This window comes from Companilactobacillus baiquanensis (genome assembly GCF_003946605.1).
Lineage (GTDB): Bacteria > Bacillota > Bacilli > Lactobacillales > Lactobacillaceae > Companilactobacillus > Companilactobacillus baiquanensis.
Genome location: NZ_RHOQ01000013.1, coordinates 1 through 15,054, shown reverse-complemented (window position 1 = coordinate 15,054; position 15,054 = coordinate 1). Strand labels below are relative to the sequence as shown.

10 protein-coding genes, 26 tRNA genes and 1 rRNA gene are annotated in these 15,054 nt (G+C 36.2%); 35 read left to right on the top strand and 2 right to left on the bottom strand.

From position 1 onward, the window contains the following. The 29 genes from rrf to EKM77_RS10710 form a co-directional block, all read left to right on the top strand. A 5S ribosomal RNA gene (rrf, locus tag EKM77_RS11245) occupies window positions 1-77 on the top strand; the annotation flags it as partial. A 12-nt stretch (window positions 78-89) separates the two neighbouring features. Next, window positions 90-162: transfer RNA gene (locus tag EKM77_RS10845), tRNA-Val, on the top strand. A 5-nt stretch (window positions 163-167) separates the two neighbouring features. Beyond that, window positions 168-240 (top strand) — tRNA-Lys (locus EKM77_RS10840). Window positions 241-262: 22 nt separating this feature from the next. After that, window positions 263-345, top strand: a tRNA-Leu gene (locus tag EKM77_RS10835). A gap of 66 nt (window positions 346-411) precedes the next feature. Further along, a tRNA-Thr gene (locus tag EKM77_RS10830) sits at window positions 412-484 on the top strand. Between the two features lie 5 nt (window positions 485-489). Next, a tRNA-Gly gene (locus EKM77_RS10825) sits at window positions 490-561 on the top strand. Window positions 562-575: 14 nt separating this feature from the next. Next, window positions 576-661 (top strand) — tRNA-Leu (locus EKM77_RS10820). 13 nt (window positions 662-674) lie between these two features. Then, window positions 675-748 (top strand) — tRNA-Arg (locus tag EKM77_RS10815). Between the two features lie 11 nt (window positions 749-759). After that, window positions 760-833: transfer RNA gene (locus tag EKM77_RS10810), tRNA-Pro, on the top strand. Between the two features lie 30 nt (window positions 834-863). After that, window positions 864-937: transfer RNA gene (locus EKM77_RS10805), tRNA-Met, on the top strand. Between the two features lie 8 nt (window positions 938-945). After that, a tRNA-Ile gene (locus EKM77_RS10800) sits at window positions 946-1,019 on the top strand. 36 nt (window positions 1,020-1,055) lie between these two features. After that, window positions 1,056-1,129, top strand: a tRNA-Met gene (locus EKM77_RS10795). A gap of 18 nt (window positions 1,130-1,147) precedes the next feature. After that, window positions 1,148-1,221: transfer RNA gene (locus EKM77_RS10790), tRNA-Asp, on the top strand. 40 nt (window positions 1,222-1,261) lie between these two features. Then, window positions 1,262-1,332 (top strand) — tRNA-Gly (locus EKM77_RS10785). A gap of 15 nt (window positions 1,333-1,347) precedes the next feature. Then, a tRNA-Ile gene (locus tag EKM77_RS10780) sits at window positions 1,348-1,422 on the top strand. Between the two features lie 6 nt (window positions 1,423-1,428). Next, a tRNA-Ser gene (locus tag EKM77_RS10775) sits at window positions 1,429-1,516 on the top strand. A gap of 7 nt (window positions 1,517-1,523) precedes the next feature. Further along, window positions 1,524-1,595, top strand: a tRNA-Glu gene (locus tag EKM77_RS10770). Window positions 1,596-1,636: 41 nt separating this feature from the next. Next, window positions 1,637-1,726, top strand: a tRNA-Ser gene (locus tag EKM77_RS10765). A 34-nt stretch (window positions 1,727-1,760) separates the two neighbouring features. Continuing rightward, a tRNA-Met gene (locus tag EKM77_RS10760) sits at window positions 1,761-1,834 on the top strand. Between the two features lie 20 nt (window positions 1,835-1,854). Then, window positions 1,855-1,928: transfer RNA gene (locus EKM77_RS10755), tRNA-Asp, on the top strand. Window positions 1,929-1,933: 5 nt separating this feature from the next. After that, window positions 1,934-2,006, top strand: a tRNA-Phe gene (locus EKM77_RS10750). A gap of 4 nt (window positions 2,007-2,010) precedes the next feature. After that, a tRNA-Tyr gene (locus EKM77_RS10745) sits at window positions 2,011-2,093 on the top strand. A gap of 5 nt (window positions 2,094-2,098) precedes the next feature. Next, a tRNA-Trp gene (locus EKM77_RS10740) sits at window positions 2,099-2,169 on the top strand. A 19-nt stretch (window positions 2,170-2,188) separates the two neighbouring features. Continuing rightward, window positions 2,189-2,261 (top strand) — tRNA-His (locus EKM77_RS10735). A 9-nt stretch (window positions 2,262-2,270) separates the two neighbouring features. Next, window positions 2,271-2,342: transfer RNA gene (locus EKM77_RS10730), tRNA-Gln, on the top strand. A 17-nt stretch (window positions 2,343-2,359) separates the two neighbouring features. Then, a tRNA-Cys gene (locus EKM77_RS10725) sits at window positions 2,360-2,430 on the top strand. A 33-nt stretch (window positions 2,431-2,463) separates the two neighbouring features. After that, window positions 2,464-2,548: transfer RNA gene (locus EKM77_RS10720), tRNA-Leu, on the top strand. 218 nt (window positions 2,549-2,766) lie between these two features. Further along, window positions 2,767-3,081, top strand: coding sequence for a carboxymuconolactone decarboxylase family protein (locus tag EKM77_RS10715; RefSeq protein WP_125594048.1), 315 nt, complete (start codon window positions 2,767-2,769; stop codon window positions 3,079-3,081). Window positions 3,082-3,228: 147 nt separating this feature from the next. Continuing rightward, entirely contained in the window at window positions 3,229-5,016 is a 1,788-nt protein-coding gene (locus tag EKM77_RS10710) for a DUF2207 domain-containing protein (protein ID WP_125594047.1), read from the top strand. On the opposite strand, the gene EKM77_RS10705 is transcribed toward EKM77_RS10710, so the two are convergent. Both EKM77_RS10705 and EKM77_RS10700 read right to left on the bottom strand, forming a co-directional pair. Beyond that, complete coding sequence (locus tag EKM77_RS10705; protein WP_125594046.1) at window positions 4,996-5,529, bottom strand: dihydrofolate reductase family protein; 534 nt, start codon at window positions 5,527-5,529, stop codon at window positions 4,996-4,998. The genes EKM77_RS10710 and EKM77_RS10705 overlap by 21 nt on opposite strands. A gap of 78 nt (window positions 5,530-5,607) precedes the next feature. Continuing rightward, window positions 5,608-7,728, bottom strand: a complete 2,121-nt coding sequence (locus tag EKM77_RS10700) for an LPXTG cell wall anchor domain-containing protein (RefSeq protein WP_125594045.1) — start codon at window positions 7,726-7,728, stop codon at window positions 5,608-5,610. Between the two features lie 275 nt (window positions 7,729-8,003). Here EKM77_RS10700 and EKM77_RS10695 point away from each other — a divergent pair, with 275 nt between their 5' ends. The 6 genes from EKM77_RS10695 to EKM77_RS10670 all read left to right on the top strand — a co-directional run bounded on the left by EKM77_RS10695 (window position 8,004) and on the right by EKM77_RS10670 (window position 14,692). Beyond that, window positions 8,004-8,651: a deoxynucleoside kinase gene (locus tag EKM77_RS10695; protein WP_125594049.1), complete on the top strand. Its 648-nt coding sequence runs from the start codon at window positions 8,004-8,006 to the stop codon at window positions 8,649-8,651. Window positions 8,652-8,790: 139 nt separating this feature from the next. Then, entirely contained in the window at window positions 8,791-9,285 is a 495-nt protein-coding gene (locus EKM77_RS10690) for a QueT transporter family protein (RefSeq protein ID WP_125594044.1), read from the top strand. Window positions 9,286-9,362: 77 nt separating this feature from the next. Next, a complete protein-coding gene (locus EKM77_RS10685) occupies window positions 9,363-10,562 on the top strand; it encodes a glycosyltransferase family 4 protein (protein ID WP_125594043.1) in 1,200 nt (399 codons plus the stop codon). After that, on the top strand, window positions 10,555-11,589 hold the full coding sequence (locus EKM77_RS10680) for a glycosyltransferase family 4 protein (RefSeq protein ID WP_125594042.1): 1,035 nt from the start codon (window positions 10,555-10,557) through the stop codon (window positions 11,587-11,589). Before EKM77_RS10685 ends, EKM77_RS10680 begins: the two co-directional genes overlap by 8 nt. Next, window positions 11,589-12,635 carry a lysylphosphatidylglycerol synthase transmembrane domain-containing protein gene (locus tag EKM77_RS10675; protein WP_125594041.1) on the top strand — a complete coding sequence of 349 codons (1,047 nt, stop codon included), beginning with the start codon at window positions 11,589-11,591 and terminating at the stop codon, window positions 12,633-12,635. Before EKM77_RS10680 ends, EKM77_RS10675 begins: the two co-directional genes overlap by 1 nt. Beyond that, the gene (locus tag EKM77_RS10670; protein WP_125594040.1) at window positions 12,635-14,692 is read left to right on the top strand and encodes an LTA synthase family protein; all 2,058 of its coding nucleotides are present in this window, start codon (window positions 12,635-12,637) and stop codon (window positions 14,690-14,692) included. The genes EKM77_RS10675 and EKM77_RS10670 overlap by 1 nt, the downstream gene beginning before the upstream one ends. Window positions 14,693-15,054: the final 362 nt, after the last annotated feature.

Genomic DNA, 15,054 nt, shown 5'->3' with positions numbered 1-15,054 from the left:
CGAACACAGAAGTTAAGCTTCTTAACGCCGAAAGTAGTTGGTGGGAAACTACCCGCGAGGATAGGTAGTTGCCACGCTGTTCATATGATGGAGGATTAGCTCAGCTGGGAGAGCATCTGCCTTACAAGCAGGAGGTCACAGGTTCGATCCCTGTATCCTCCATCCATGAGTCGTTAGCTCAGTTGGTAGAGCATCTGACTTTTAATCAGAGGGTCGACAGTTCGAACCTGTCACGACTCATTTGCAACAAATAAATACCCATGCGGGTGTGGCGGAATTGGCAGACGCGCTAGATTTAGGTTCTAGTGTCCAATGGACATGAAGGTTCAAGTCCTTTCACCCGTATAACAATATTGTTGTTGCAATATTGAGATAGTTTCATTAAAATTGAATAAGCATAATTCATTTTATGCCGACTTAGCTCAGTTGGCAGAGCATCTGTCTTGTAAACAGGGGGTCGGAGGTTCGAATCCTCTAGTCGGCATTAATGCGGAAGTAGTTCAGTGGTAGAACATCACCTTGCCATGGTGGGGGTCGCGGGTTCGAATCCCGTCTTCCGCTTTCATTATAGTAACGCCGGGGTGGCGGAACTGGCAGACGCACAGGACTTAAAATCCTGCGGTAAGTAATTACCGTACCGGTTCGATTCCGGTCCTCGGCACTATAATGAATATGCACCCATAGCGCAATTGGATAGAGTGTCTGACTACGAATCAGAAGGTTGTAGGTTCGACTCCTACTGGGTGCATTGTTTTAACTCGGGAAGTGGCTCAGCTTGGTAGAGCACCTGGTTTGGGACCAGGGGGTCGCAGGTTCGAATCCTGTCTTCCCGATTGCAATCGCAATCGTTGATTGTTATTTTTGGCGGTGTAGCTCAGCTGGCTAGAGCGTCCGGTTCATACCCGGGAGGTCGGGGGTTCGATCCCCTCCGCCGCTATTTATTCCGGACCTTTAGCTCAGCTGGTCAGAGCAAACGGCTCATAACCGTTCGGTCGTAGGTTCGAATCCTACAAGGTCCATTGAATGGAATAAACGCTTAGTTTCTTTATAATTATCGCGGGATGGAGCAGTCTGGTAGCTCGTCGGGCTCATAACCCGAAGGTCGTAGGTTCAAATCCTGCTCCCGCAATTAGTTTTAAATTAATTTGGTTCCTTGGTCTAGTTGGTTAGGACGCCTGCCTGTCACGCAGGAGATCGCGGGTTCGATTCCCGCAGGGACCGTTGTAGTGTTTATAAACATTCACTGCTGGTATTATATTATGCGGGTGTAGTTTAGTGGTAAAACCACAGCCTTCCAAGCTGTTGTCGCGAGTTCGATTCTCGTCACCCGCTTTTGCCACTTGTTATGGGCCTATAGCTCAGCTGGTTTAGAGCGCACGCCTGATAAGCGTGAGGTCGATGGTTCAAGTCCATTTAGGCCCACTAACTGGAGAAGTACTCAAGTGGCTGAAGAGGCGCCCCTGCTAAGGGTGTAGGTCGTTTATGCGGCGCGAGGGTTCAAATCCCTCCTTCTCCGTTTCTATGACCCGTTGGTCAAGTGGTTAAGACACCGCCCTTTCACGGCGGTAACATGGGTTCAAATCCCGTACGGGTCATTGATGATAATTCATCAAAATAGTTTCAAAGTTTTAAGCATGGAGGATTACCCAAGTCCGGCTTAAGGGAACGGTCTTGAAAACCGTCAGGCGGGTCAAACCGCGCGTGGGTTCGAATCCCACATCCTCCTTTAAAATTAGTTTTAAGTTATTTGTTTTTATTATCGCGGGATGGAGCAGTCTGGTAGCTCGTCGGGCTCATAACCCGAAGGTCGTAGGTTCAAATCCTGCTCCCGCAATTAGCTTTAAGATTTAATTTGGTTCCTTGGTCTAGTTGGTTAGGACGCCTGCCTGTCACGCAGGAGATCGCGGGTTCGATTCCCGCAGGGACCGTAAATGGCTCGGTAGCTCAGTTGGTAGAGCAATGGATTGAAGCTCCATGTGTCGGCGGTTCGATTCCGTCCCGCGCCATTTTGGAGGGGTAGCGAAGTCTGGCTAAACGCGGCGGACTGTAAATCCGCTCCTTCGGGTTCGGTGGTTCGAATCCACTCCCCTCCATAGTTAGGGATATAGTTTAAAGGTAGAACTACGGTCTCCAAAACCGTCAGTGTGGGTTCAATTCCTACTATCCCTGTTTCTACCTTTTTATTATGGCGGTATTGGTGAAGTGGTTAACACACCGGTTTGTGGCACCGGCACACGTGGGTTCGACTCCCACATACCGCCCTTTTTTATTGGGTTATAGCCAAGCGGTAAGGCAATGGACTTTGACTCCATCATGCGCTGGTTCGAATCCAGCTAACCCAATTGTTTTAAAAATATATGGCGGTATAGCCAAGTGGTAAGGCAGAGGTCTGCAAAACCTTCATCACCGGTTCAAATCCGGTTACCGCCTTTGGGCTATGCCTAGTATAGATATTTTTACCATGCCGGTGTGGCGGAATTGGCAGACGCGCGGGATTCAAAATCCCGTTCCTGTATAAGGAGTATCGGTTCGACCCCGATCACCGGTATTTAGAGGTTTATCTAACCTCAACTTCACAAAGTAAATGTAGTCATCAATGTTGTTAAATCAATGTTGATGGCTTTTTTAATGTCCTTCAACCCTTAACCGACCTCACAAAGCTTTGGTTTACCCCGTGTAAGAATGAATTTTTTGCAATTAATTATTGACTTAAAGTAGACTTCAAGTGTTTCAATAAATGTATTGAGTTTATTTGGAGGTCTTTAAATGAAAAAACAAACTGCTGGACAAGAACAATTGGGAGATTTTGCTCCTCAATTTGCAAAGTTAAATGATGATGTCCTTTTTGGTGAAGTATGGAGTAAGGAAAATGAGCTATCTGCTCATGATCGCTCGATGATAACTATTGCTAGTATAATTTCTGCTGGTAATACTGAACAATTAGAGGCCCACTTACGTATTGGTAAGAAAAATGGGATTACTAAGGAAGAAATTGTTGCAGAAATTACACACTTGTCATTTTATGCGGGTTGGCCTAAGGCATGGTCAGCCTTTAACCGCGCTAAAGAAATTTGGAAATAAAATTAAAATCAAAACTTATACGCCCAGTAATTCAAAATTGGATTACTGGGCGTATTGTCTAAATGCTCAAAAGCTGAACGTGTTAGGTCACACACTAATTCTTTTACGCTATAATGAATATTATCAGTTATGTTATAGGGAGATAATATGAAAAGAATAGGGCAAGTTTTAACAGTGTTGTTTATATTTTTATTGGGGTTAATACAATTTCAAACAACCGTTCAGGCTGATGGTAATTACGATATAAATAAGTATTTCGTTAATGTTAATATTTTAAAAGATGGAAATGCTGAAATTACCCAGAAAATAACGTATAAATTTGATGGTAGTTTTCATGGTGTTTATTACAATCAAGATTTGAAGGGTATAAAAGGAGTCGAAACTCCAAAGGTTGAAATTAAGGACAATCTAGGTACTACTCCTTTATCAAAATCAAATTCAGCATTGGATAATACTTTTAGTGTTAAAAAATCTGCAGATAAAATGCAGATAAAAATATATCATAATATATCTGATCAATCTGCAACGTATATTTATCACTATCAGTTACTAGGGGTGGTAACTAACTATAAAGATACTGCCGCTTTAAATTGGAAAATTATTGGTACTGGTTGGGATGAGCCGCTTAATAATGTTAAGATACTTATCCACTTGCCTAAAAAGAATATTAAAAATCTTAAGGCCTGGTCACATGGACCTTTGAATGGATACACTGATGTAGATAAAAACAAGGGTCTCGTTACCATGACGATTGATAATGTTAATGCTAACCAGTTTGTGGAAAGCCATATCATTTTCCCGACATCGGTAACTGCCTCTAATACTAATGTGGTTAATAAAAATGCTAAAGCTGATATTTTGAAACAAGAGCAGAAATTAGCAAATGAGGCAAACAATCAACGGGCAAGGCGTAAAGGATTCTTTTATTTCACGCTGATAGTTTTCGTATTATTAATTGTAATGATATACATGTTTTTATATCGTTCTTTAAAAAAGAATCCTATCAATAAGCATAATATGCCAACCACGATAAATCACTGGTTTGAGGTCCCAGAGGTTTCTCCTAGTATGGCAAATATTATTTTGCATAAATCAAATAGGGGTAATGGCGACGGATTAACAGGAGATCTTTTAGTTGAGGTTAATAAACGCAATTTAGAAATAACTAAAAAGGATGATACTTTTGAAATTAAAGCTTTAAAAATGCCTGATGATAAATTATTTCAGTATTTGATCAATGATATTGGCGATAAAGAAAAAGTTACTATTAAGCAAATTAATCATAGTTCAAAGAGCAAATTGTCTGATAAATTTGAATCATGGAGTAAACGAGCTGCAAAAGGAAGTAAAATTTTCTTTGACGCTGATAATAAAAATAAACTGTATTCATTTTTTATTGCAGCTATGGCGATTACTATGTTGGCAGTTTTAATGGTAGTGATCAGTCTGATTACTTATATTCAAATGTGGCCACTAGCCTTGGCGATTTTTGTATCATCTTTAATAATTACATGGGGTGTTTATATCTACGCTAAAAAACGTATTTCTGTCTATACAGAAAAGGGTGAAATTTTAGCCAATGAATTGCGTGGATTTAGACAGATGTTAAAAGATATTGAAGATATCAACGTTGCCGAGGTGGGGGATTTGATCCTGTGGGAACAAATCTTACCATATGCTGTTGCATTTGGAGTCTCTGGAAAAGTAATTAAAGCATTAAAGATGAGATTCCAAAAAGAGACTGAAATGGATCCTAACTTTGTTTATTACTATTATTGGGGAGCAGCAGGCTTGTCTGCTAATATGAATTTTACTTCGTCAATCAATAATTCAATCAATACTGGAGCTAACTCAAGTGTTGGTGGTAGTTCTGGAGGCTTCTCCGGAGGTAGTTCAGGTGGTTTTGGTGGTGGATCAGGCGGTGGGGCCTTTTAATTCATAGTAAAGGTCTATAAACTGATCGTATCTTTGGCTGTTTATTAATTTAAATTCACTATGTGAATTCATTTTGGTGAAAAGTTTTACACCGTTTCCTAAGATATCAGGTGTGATTTGAATTTGAAGACTATCGATCAAATGATTTTCAATCAAGGTTGAGACGATTTTGCCGCCGCCAATGATCCAGATATCTTTTCCGGATTGAATTTTTAATTTGGAAATTAATCTTTCAATGGGAGTATTTATGGAAATTACTTCATTAGAATCAATCGACCGATGAGTTAAAACGTAATTAGTCATATCAGAATAGGGAAACTCATTTGTCATGGACATTAAGTCATCATATGTCTGACGCCCCATGATTGTCGTATCAATATCTTTAATAAATGGTTGATAACTTTTTTCCATAATATTTTTGTCTTCGTATTTGAATAGCCAATTTAGTGAATTGTTTTGATCAGCCAAATAACCATCTAAACTAATGGCACCATAGAATTTAACTTTTCGCATGTGTCACACTCCTTTTAGTAGATATTTTAATATAAATAAAAAAGAGTTGGAAATTTTCCAACTCTTTTTTGCTAACTATTATGCTTTACGACGTTTGAAATAAATAACACTTGTTAGTATTAAAAGACCAATGACACTAATCAAAGCGCCTTTTTGTGCACCTGTTTGAGGTAAATAAGTTGCTGAATCGTCATCTTTTCCTTCATAAGGAGGTTCTGGTTTTAAAGGATCTTCACCTTCATCGATATTATTATTTCCATCGTTATCATTGTCATCTGGATCTACAATGATTCCATCACCATCGTTATTATCTTCATCAGTATTATTATTGTCTTCGTCTTCTTTATCAGATCCAATAGGATCGTCTGATGTTACTAAAGTACCAAGATTGGTGCCGTCATTATTAATTGTAAACCAAATTTTTTGAGGATTTAAATTAAACCCATCTGGAGCTTTTGTTTCTACGAAATAATACGTTCCAGGAAGCATATTTTCAACTTTTAAAAAGCCATCTTCATTGGTAGCAATAGTTGTTAGTTCATTTCCATTTATGTCGTATAACGTATACTCTGCACCGGGTACACCGACGGTTCCATTTTCAGAATCGAATTTTTGTAAAGTAACGGAATAATCACCTTCACCGCCAGCTTCTAAATCATTTTCAACTGAAATTATTTCGGGTGTTAAATTATCCTCTGTAATCGTAACTTTAATGTCACCACCAGGTATGTAGCCGGCAGGTGCCTTTGTTTCATGAATTGTATAAGTTCCGACTGGCAGGTTATAAGCATAGGCTGATCCGTTTTCGTCAGTTGCTACGTGTGCTACAACTTTACCATTTTCGTCAATTATATCGAATTCTGCTCCTTGCAAATAATCACGAGTTTCTGAATCTAGTTTTTCAATTGCTAAGGATCCTAATTTAACACCAACTGGTTCATCTTTTGCTTGAACGTGAATTGGTTCGGTTGTTTGTCCCGTAATTGAAAAATGAATTTCATTATTGTTTTGTTGGTATCCGGATGGAGGTGTTACTTCTTTAAAGTAATAATTTCCAGCAGCTAGTCCAGTAACATTTATTTGTCCGTATTGGTCAGTAGTTAAATTAGACTGAACTATTTCGTTTTTATCGTTATATAAATTATATACGGCATTTTGTAATGGAGTATTTTCTGAAGAGGCGCTATTTTTTTGTAAAATAACACTACCTTTAATATTTCCTTCTCCATTACCACTATTGTTACCACCAGTTACACTACCACTGGCAGAATCACTACCAGGTTCTCCATTACCAGATCCTGTCCAATCAATAGTTGCTTTATTTTTAAACTTAGTGCCATCAGTAGCTTTATCGGCATCAGTTATCTTAGTTGTAAACAAGATAGCATACATTTGATTTGCACCATTATTATTAATGGATAAATCAAAACCGTCATCTGATTCATTTATTGAATAATCTTTTGGAGTGCTTAGCTTTGAATCTTTTTGATAGTATCCTGGACTTGTCCAACTTGCTTTATAAACTTTTACTGAACCTTTAACGTATTCGATATTTGGATCAGTAATATGATCGTGGACATTAATTGTATTCCAATTTAATTCATTTCTATTAACTAAAAGTTGCCATGTGATAATAGCATTTCCATCGGCATCTTTACCGATGGTACCTTTTTTAGTCATATTATTAGTAGAGACTGATATATTCAGATTATCATCTTGATCGCCAGTTATAGTAGGGAAGGTAACTGTGTTGTCCCCAACTACGGCATCTTTACCTACACCAATACCAGTTTGAATATTGATCGATCCTGTGTAATCGTTTTTTCCCTCTATGTTAGAGAAGAGAACAGTAATGGTGTTGTCACTATTAAGTGTAACCTTACCAATTTCATTACCAGAATCATCTAGTAATGGAAATTCGGTTCCTGGATCTCTCACTTTTAGTGTTCCTGGCAATTCAATTGTCCAAGTATCTCCATTTTGAAGATTCTTATTAGTTGCGTCCCAATCAAATGTGACCCCAACATTATCACCTGTTGCATGGGATGCTTTACCATCAGATATTTCAAAGCCTGACAATAAATCACCTGTATTGTAATTTGCAGCCGCAACTTTAGTCGTGTTAAATGTAAAAAATAATATTAACATACTAAGTGCAGATACAAATATGGTTAAATAAGTACGTAACTTTTTCCCCATTGTTTTTCCCCCTTTTATAATTGCAATACATGTTCCATTATAAAATTAATCATTATTCAAAAACAAGCTCATGACTATATCTAAAATCAATTTGTAATTAGAAAATTGATTGTGAAATGTATTTATTGTGAAATTATAATTGTTGACATATGGGAATTTTCCTTGTGAAAATACACTATATATCGAACTAAGAAAAAAATTGTATACCATATATAGTTTTGAAGTGTTATCATAATGAATGTTGATTTTTTTTAGATATTTGGAGGAGAATAATGATGATCGTATTGAGCGGCACAATTGGGGCCGGTAAGAGTTCTTTGGCTACCATCTTGTCAGAGCATTTAGGAACAGAAGCATTTTATGAACAGGTGGATGACAATCCAGTTTTGCCACTTTTCTATGCTGATCCTAAAAAATATGCATTTTTGTTACAAATTTATTTCTTGAATAAGCGTTTTGAATCAATTAAACAGGCTATGTCAGATGACAACAATGTATTGGACCGTTCGATTTACGAAGATTCATTATTCTTTCATATGAATGCCGATATGGGTCGTGCAACTCCTCAAGAAGTTAAGGTTTACGATGAACTTCTTGACAATATGATGCAAGAACTACCATACGCAGCAGCTAAGAAAGCACCTGATCTATTGGTACATATAGATATTTCATATGATACTATGATCAAGCGTATTGAAAAACGTGGCCGTGATTATGAACAACCAGAACAAGATCCAAGCTTGGTTGAATATTATCATGAATTATTAGGCCGTTATGATGGTTGGTATGACAACTACGATTACAGTCCTAAGATGAAGATCGATGGAGACAAATATGATTTTGTTGAAAATCCTGATGATCTTAAGATCGTCTTAGCTCAAATTGATAAAGAACTTGCTAGTCGCGGAGTTGTTGAAAAATAATTTTTGATTTTACTATCCTGTCGATAAATTCGATGGGATTTTTTTAAACACCAAAATTGCTGGAATAGGCAAACTAAGTTAATCTTAAGAGGACAGTTTACTGTTAACCTGTCTTAATAAAACAGTGGGGGCTTTTACTTTGAGTGAGTTAAAGATTAAAGATATAACACAAATTGCAATTATTGCGGCATTATATGTGGCATTAACAATTGCACCTGGCTTGTCGGCATTTGCTTATGGGTCGATTCAATTTAGAGTTTCAGAAATTTTAATGTTATTACCGTTTTATAATCCTAAATATAGCTGGTCACTAATTTTGGGATGTTTCATATCGAATGTTTTCAGTGGTTCACTGGGAATTTATGATATGTTGTTTGGCACTTTGGCAACTGCAATTGCTTGCTATCTGATCACAAAGGTACCAAATAGAGATAATATGCTGTGGATCGTTCCAATAATATGTGCTGTGATAAATGGTTTGATCGTTGGTGCAGAGCTTTATTTCATATTGAGATTACCATTTTGGATCAATGTAGGTTCAGTCGCAGTGGGTGAATTTTTGGTAGTTGCTATCGGTGCGATCGTGTTTTATTTCTTGATGAAAAATCAAAATTTTAGTAGATTATTCAATTAAGACATTACAGAAGGAAGAGACTCCTTCTTTTTTTTGTTATAATCATCATTATAAAGATTGCGAGGAGATGCTTTTTTATGAATATCGGAATTTTCACCGATACATATTTCCCTCAAGTTAGTGGAGTTGCTACATCAATTCAGACTTTGAAGAATGATTTGGAACGCAAGGGAAATTCGGTTTATATTTTTACAACGACTGACCCAAATGTTTCAAAGGATACCATTGAACCCAACATTTTTAGATTGGGTAGTGTGCCTTTCATTTCATTTACTGATCGTCGAATTGCTATTCGAGGAATGTTCCATGCAGTTGAACTTGCTAAGGAATTGAAATTGGATATTATTCACACACAAACTGAGTTTTCATTGGGAATGATCGGTAAGTTTGTTGCAAAACAGTTGAAGATACCTTTTGTACATACTTACCATACGATGTATGAGGACTATTTGCATTACGTTTTAAATGGTCATTTATTAAAGCCATATCATGTTAAGCAGATGTCTAGGATGTTCTTAAAAAATGCATCTGGAGTTGTTGCCCCAAGTAAGCAAGTTAAAGATACATTAGATCGTTATGACGTAAAATCACCAATTTCTATTATTCCAACAGGTGTTGATTTATCAGAGTATACCAAACCGGTAAATACAACTAATTTGCGTGAAAAATTAGGTCTATCGGCAGATACGCCGGTTATTTTAATGTTAAGTAGAGTAGCCTTAGAGAAGAAAATCGATCATATGTTGCATTGTATGCCACAATTACTAGAATATAATCCTGATATTCAATTGGTGATCGTTGGTAATGGTCCTGATTTTGATGAATTAGTTCAGATGGCAGAAGATTTAGGAATTAGCGATAACGTAACCTTTACAGGAGAAGTCGACCATGACAGTATTTCTCCTTATTATCATATGGCTAATTTATTTGTTTCTTCTAGTGACACTGAATCTCAAGGCTTAACCTACATTGAAGCGATTGCTTCAGGAGTAAAAATTGTTGTCAGAAGCGCCCCTTATACTGATCAATTATTGACTGATCCTTCTGTGGGTGTAACTTTTAACAAAGATAGTCAGTTGGTACCTAGAATTATTGCTTATCTCGACCATCCAAATTCATTTGATGATCGTGAAGCTCGTCAAAAGATCCTTTATAATATTTCTTCGGATGGTTTTGGAAATTCTATTTTAGATTTCTATAATAAAGCCGAGGATTATTTTGTAAAAGAAGAATTATCGAATTCATCAATTAATCCAGAGGAGTATTCTAATGATTAAAATCACTATGTTTTCATCAGCAGATAAAGTGGCTGGCCAGGGTGTTGGTAGTGCCTATATTGAATTGATCAATTTGCTGAAACAGCGGTTCAGTAAAGAATTTGATATTCAAATCAACAACTATGGTAAAAGTGATTTAAGTCATTATCATACAATTGATCCTCAATTTTACTTATCGACGTTTTCTAAAAAAAGAGGACGCCGAATTGGTTATGTTCACTTTTTGCCTGAAACACTTGAGGGCAGCATTAAATTGCCAAAACTTTTCAGAAATATATTTTATAAATACGTAATTAGTTTTTATAAGCGCATGGATCAAATCGTAGTAGTTAATCCTACTTTTATCGATAAATTGGTTGCACATGGGTTGGACCGTAAGAAAATAAAATATATTCCTAACTTTGTTTCAACAAAGAATTTCTATGAGAAAACACCTGAAGAAAAATCGGCTTTTCGCAAAAAGATCGGTATTTCTGATGATAAATTGATCGTCTTTGGGGATGGTCAAGTACAAGAACGTAAGGGGATCGATGATTTTTATAAGTTGGCTCAAGATAATCCGGATATTCAATTTATTTGGGCCGGTGGTTTTTCATTTGGTAAGATCACAGATGGTTATGATCGTTATAAACAGATGATCGAAAATGCACCCAAAAACATGAAATTTACAGGAATTGTTGACCGAAATGATTTGGTTAACTACTATAATATTTGTGATTTATTCTTACTGCCTTCATATGATGAACTTTTCCCAATGTCCGTGTTGGAAGCGTTCAGTTGTGGAGCACCAGTATTGTTACGAGATTTGGAATTGTATCAAGCGATTATTGACGGATATTATCAACCGGCTAAAGATCGTGGAGAGATGAATGATTTTATTAGAAAAGTTGCAAAAGATCATTCAATCTTAGATAATTTTAAAAAGAAATCGAGATTAGCAACTGATTATTACTCTGAAGATCATTTGAGTAAAATATGGTATGAGTTTTATACGAATCAGTATAAAATTGCTAAACAGGATAAATAATGAGTAGAAAAAACATTTTTGCGATTTTTGTAATGTTAGGTTTAGGATTAGGTATTTTTTGGTGGGAAGCTAGAAATATTGATTTTGAGTCATTGATTACAACTGTCCAAAACCTAAATTATTTTTGGTTATTCATTGCTTTTGTTTCCATTTTGCTTTCATATGGGGTCGAAGCAATGGTTTTGCATACGTTATTGAAGAAAAAAGAAGATCGCAAATTTGGTTGGTGGGAAATGTACCGTATCCCACTGATTCAAGCACTTTTTAACGCTATAACACCTTTTTCATCTGGTGGACAACCAGCTCAATTAGTTGGTTTGATGCAGTCTAAAATCGATGGTGGTAGAGCTAGTTCAGTTTTATTGATGAAATTTATCATTTATCAAACGATGGTCTTAATAAACTTCATTATTGCAATGTTGGTTAGCTTTCGTAGTGTGGCACAACATTTTTCAGGTCTAGCCACATTGATAGTTTTTGGAATGATAATACATCTTGTGACGATTTCTTTTTTGTTAATGGTCATGTACTACTATGACTTCACAAAAAAGATGGTTCAAGTTGTCTTAAAACCAATATTATTTTTCTTAAAAGATGAAAAACGTGATAGAATCTTACAGTCAGCTATAAAAAGTATTGATAGTTTTTATAAAGAAAGTTTAGTTTTAAAGAAAGAAAAAAAGAAGGTAGTTAAAGCTGCACTTTTAACTGTAGTACAACTATTTTTATACTATTTTGTGGTCTATTTCGTTTTATTGGCTTTGAACTGTGACCATGTCAATATAGTCGACGTTTTAGTAATGCATATAATGATTGTAATGATTGTATCGATCTTTCCGATTCCTGGTGGTTCTGGAGGAGCAGAGTTTAGTTTTAAAACACTCTTTGCAGGCTTTGTACCATCAACATCGGCTTTGATACTAGGTATGTTTTTATGGAGATTTATTACATACTATTTGGGGATGTTTTTGGGGATTATTGCTGTTTCAAAGAAACCAAAAATTAGTAAACATCAGGTTGTAAGTAAATCTATGGAGCGAAAATAATGAAGCGTATTGTTAAAAGTATTTCCAAGTTCTTGAATACTAGGCTGGGATTTGTAATCTTTGCCGTACTTTTGTTTACATTAAAAACAATTTACGCCTATACGACTAAGTTTAACTTGGGAGTTAAGGGACCGATTCAAACGTTTTTAATGGTAATTAACCCTATACCAATAATGCTATTGCTATTTGGTATAGCTTTATATATGAAAGGTAGGAAGTCTTATATATTCTTACTTATCATTGATTTTTTGGATACCGTTTGGTTATTCTCAAATATTCTCTATTATCGAGAATTTTCAGATTTTCTTACGATGGTATTGATCAAAGGATCTGGTTCAGTTTCAAATAACTTAGGTAAAAGTATATTAGGTATACTTGAGCCGACAGATTTCCTTGTCTTTTTGGATATTGTCATATTGATTCTTCTATTGGCTTTTCACGTTATTAGAATGGACGTCAAACGTTTAAACTGGAAGATACCCGTTTTAATAAGTACCTTGGCCGCATTGTTGTTTGGGGCAAACTTAACATTGGCAAATAGTGATCGTCCACAATTGTTAACTAGAACATTTGATAATAATTATATTGTTAAATATTTAGGACTTAATGTTTTTAATATTTATGATGTTGTGAAAACTACTAAAACTAATGCCGTTAAGGCTCAATCCAAGAGTTCTGACTTGGACTCGATCGAAAAATATATGAAGAATAATTATGTTACTCCAAATGTTGAATATACGGGAGTAGCAAAAGGGAAGAATGTCTTCGTTATTCATTTGGAAAGTCTGCAACAGTTTATGATCGACTTTAAGTGGGATGATGAGGAAGTAACTCCAAACTTAAACAAACTTTATCATGAAGATGATACTTTGAGTTTCGATAATTTCTTTAATCAGGTTGGTCAAGGTAAAACGGCCGATGCTGAATTAATGCTTGAAAACTCATTATTTGGATTACCTGAAGGATCAGCCATGGTAAGTGATGGTACAACAAATACTTTCCAAGCTGCACCGGCTATTTTGGATCAACATGGATATACAACAGCTCCATTCCATGGGGATGTTCCAAGTTTTTGGAATCGTGACAATACTTACAAATCATGGGGCTATGATTACTTCTTTAGTTCAGATTACTTCAAGATCAAGAAGGGGTATGACATTGGTTATGGTATGAAAGATAAGATCTTCCTTAAAGATTCTGCTAAGTATGTTGAGCAGTTGCCACAACCTTTCTATGCTAAATTGATCACCGTTACTAATCATTATCCATATACTTTGGATAAGAAGAATCAATCTATCTCTAAGACTGATACCGGAGATAGTACCGTAGATGGATACGTTCAAACAGCTCGTTATTTGGATGAATCCATTGGTGAGTTTATGAACTGGCTCAAAGAGTCCGGACTAGATAAGAATAGTATGGTTGTTTTATATGGTGATCATTATGGTATTTCTGATAACCACAAGAAGGCAATGGCTAAACTTACTGGTATTAAAGGGTTCGATGACTTTGATAATGCTCAGTATCAACGTGTTCCATTCATGATCCATATGGATGGATTAAAGGGTGGTATTAATCATACTTATGGTGGAGAAATCGATGTCTTGCCGACCTTGCTAAATTTGCTCGGTGTTAGCGATAAAAATATGATCCAATTTGGTAGTGACTTATTATCAAAAGATCATTCGCAAGTAGTGGCCTTTAGGAATGGTGATTTTGTTTCTCCAAGCGTAACTAAAGTAGGAAGTTCTTACTATAATACTAAGACTGGTAAAATCGATAAAAAGATATCTAGTGAGAAGAAGTCAAAACTATCCAATAAGGTAACAACTGAATTATCATTATCAGATCGTGTTGTTAATGGCGATCTGTTGAGATTCCATACTGTACCTGGATTTACTAAAGTAAATAAGAAGGACTACTCTTATAAGAAGAGTACAGCTCTCAAGAAATTAAAAGCTTCGCAAAAGAAGGGTACCAGTGTACTGGCACAAAATGATGGAAAATCAACGCTAGATCTTTATACTACTGATGCACCAGAATTAAGCGATAAATAAGTAATTTACGAGAGTGGGACAAAACATGTTCAGCTTTCGAGCATTAAGGCGAAAAGGTCTAGTAATCTGATTTTAGATTACTGGACCTTTTCGTTTTGAGCGGAAAAAGCTATGTTTTGTTCCACGTTTATGCTGCATATTTTGAGACAAAATAGTTTTGTCCCAGACTCGTTTTTTTATGGACTTTTTTCTCTTGAAGGTAGTATGATATAAGGACAGTGTTAATTAATTACTGATTATTTTGATTTTTTTTCAAAAAGGGGTTGCAAGACGCAATTCTAATTGGTAATATATTACCTGTTGTTGCGACAGAGCAACGGCGACAACGTGTTGATGAGTTTTCCTCATTCTTCACTGAAAAA

Bases quoted from the DNA above. Each gene is read 5' to 3' on its own strand.
- EKM77_RS10715 (WP_125594048.1), top strand. From the start codon at position 2,767: ATGAAAAAACAAACTGCTGGACAAGAACAATTGGGAGATTTTGCTCCT.
- EKM77_RS10710 (WP_125594047.1), top strand. From the start codon at position 3,229: ATGAAAAGAATAGGGCAAGTTTTAACAGTGTTGTTTATATTTTTATTG.
- EKM77_RS10705 (WP_125594046.1), bottom strand. From the start codon at position 5,529: ATGCGAAAAGTTAAATTCTATGGTGCCATTAGTTTAGATGGTTATTTG.
- EKM77_RS10700 (WP_125594045.1), bottom strand. From the start codon at position 7,728: ATGGGGAAAAAGTTACGTACTTATTTAACCATATTTGTATCTGCACTT.
- EKM77_RS10695 (WP_125594049.1), top strand. From the start codon at position 8,004: ATGATCGTATTGAGCGGCACAATTGGGGCCGGTAAGAGTTCTTTGGCT.
- EKM77_RS10685 (WP_125594043.1), top strand. From the start codon at position 9,363: ATGAATATCGGAATTTTCACCGATACATATTTCCCTCAAGTTAGTGGA.
- EKM77_RS10680 (WP_125594042.1), top strand. From the start codon at position 10,555: ATGATTAAAATCACTATGTTTTCATCAGCAGATAAAGTGGCTGGCCAG.
- EKM77_RS10675 (WP_125594041.1), top strand. From the start codon at position 11,589: ATGAGTAGAAAAAACATTTTTGCGATTTTTGTAATGTTAGGTTTAGGA.
- EKM77_RS10670 (WP_125594040.1), top strand. From the start codon at position 12,635: ATGAAGCGTATTGTTAAAAGTATTTCCAAGTTCTTGAATACTAGGCTG.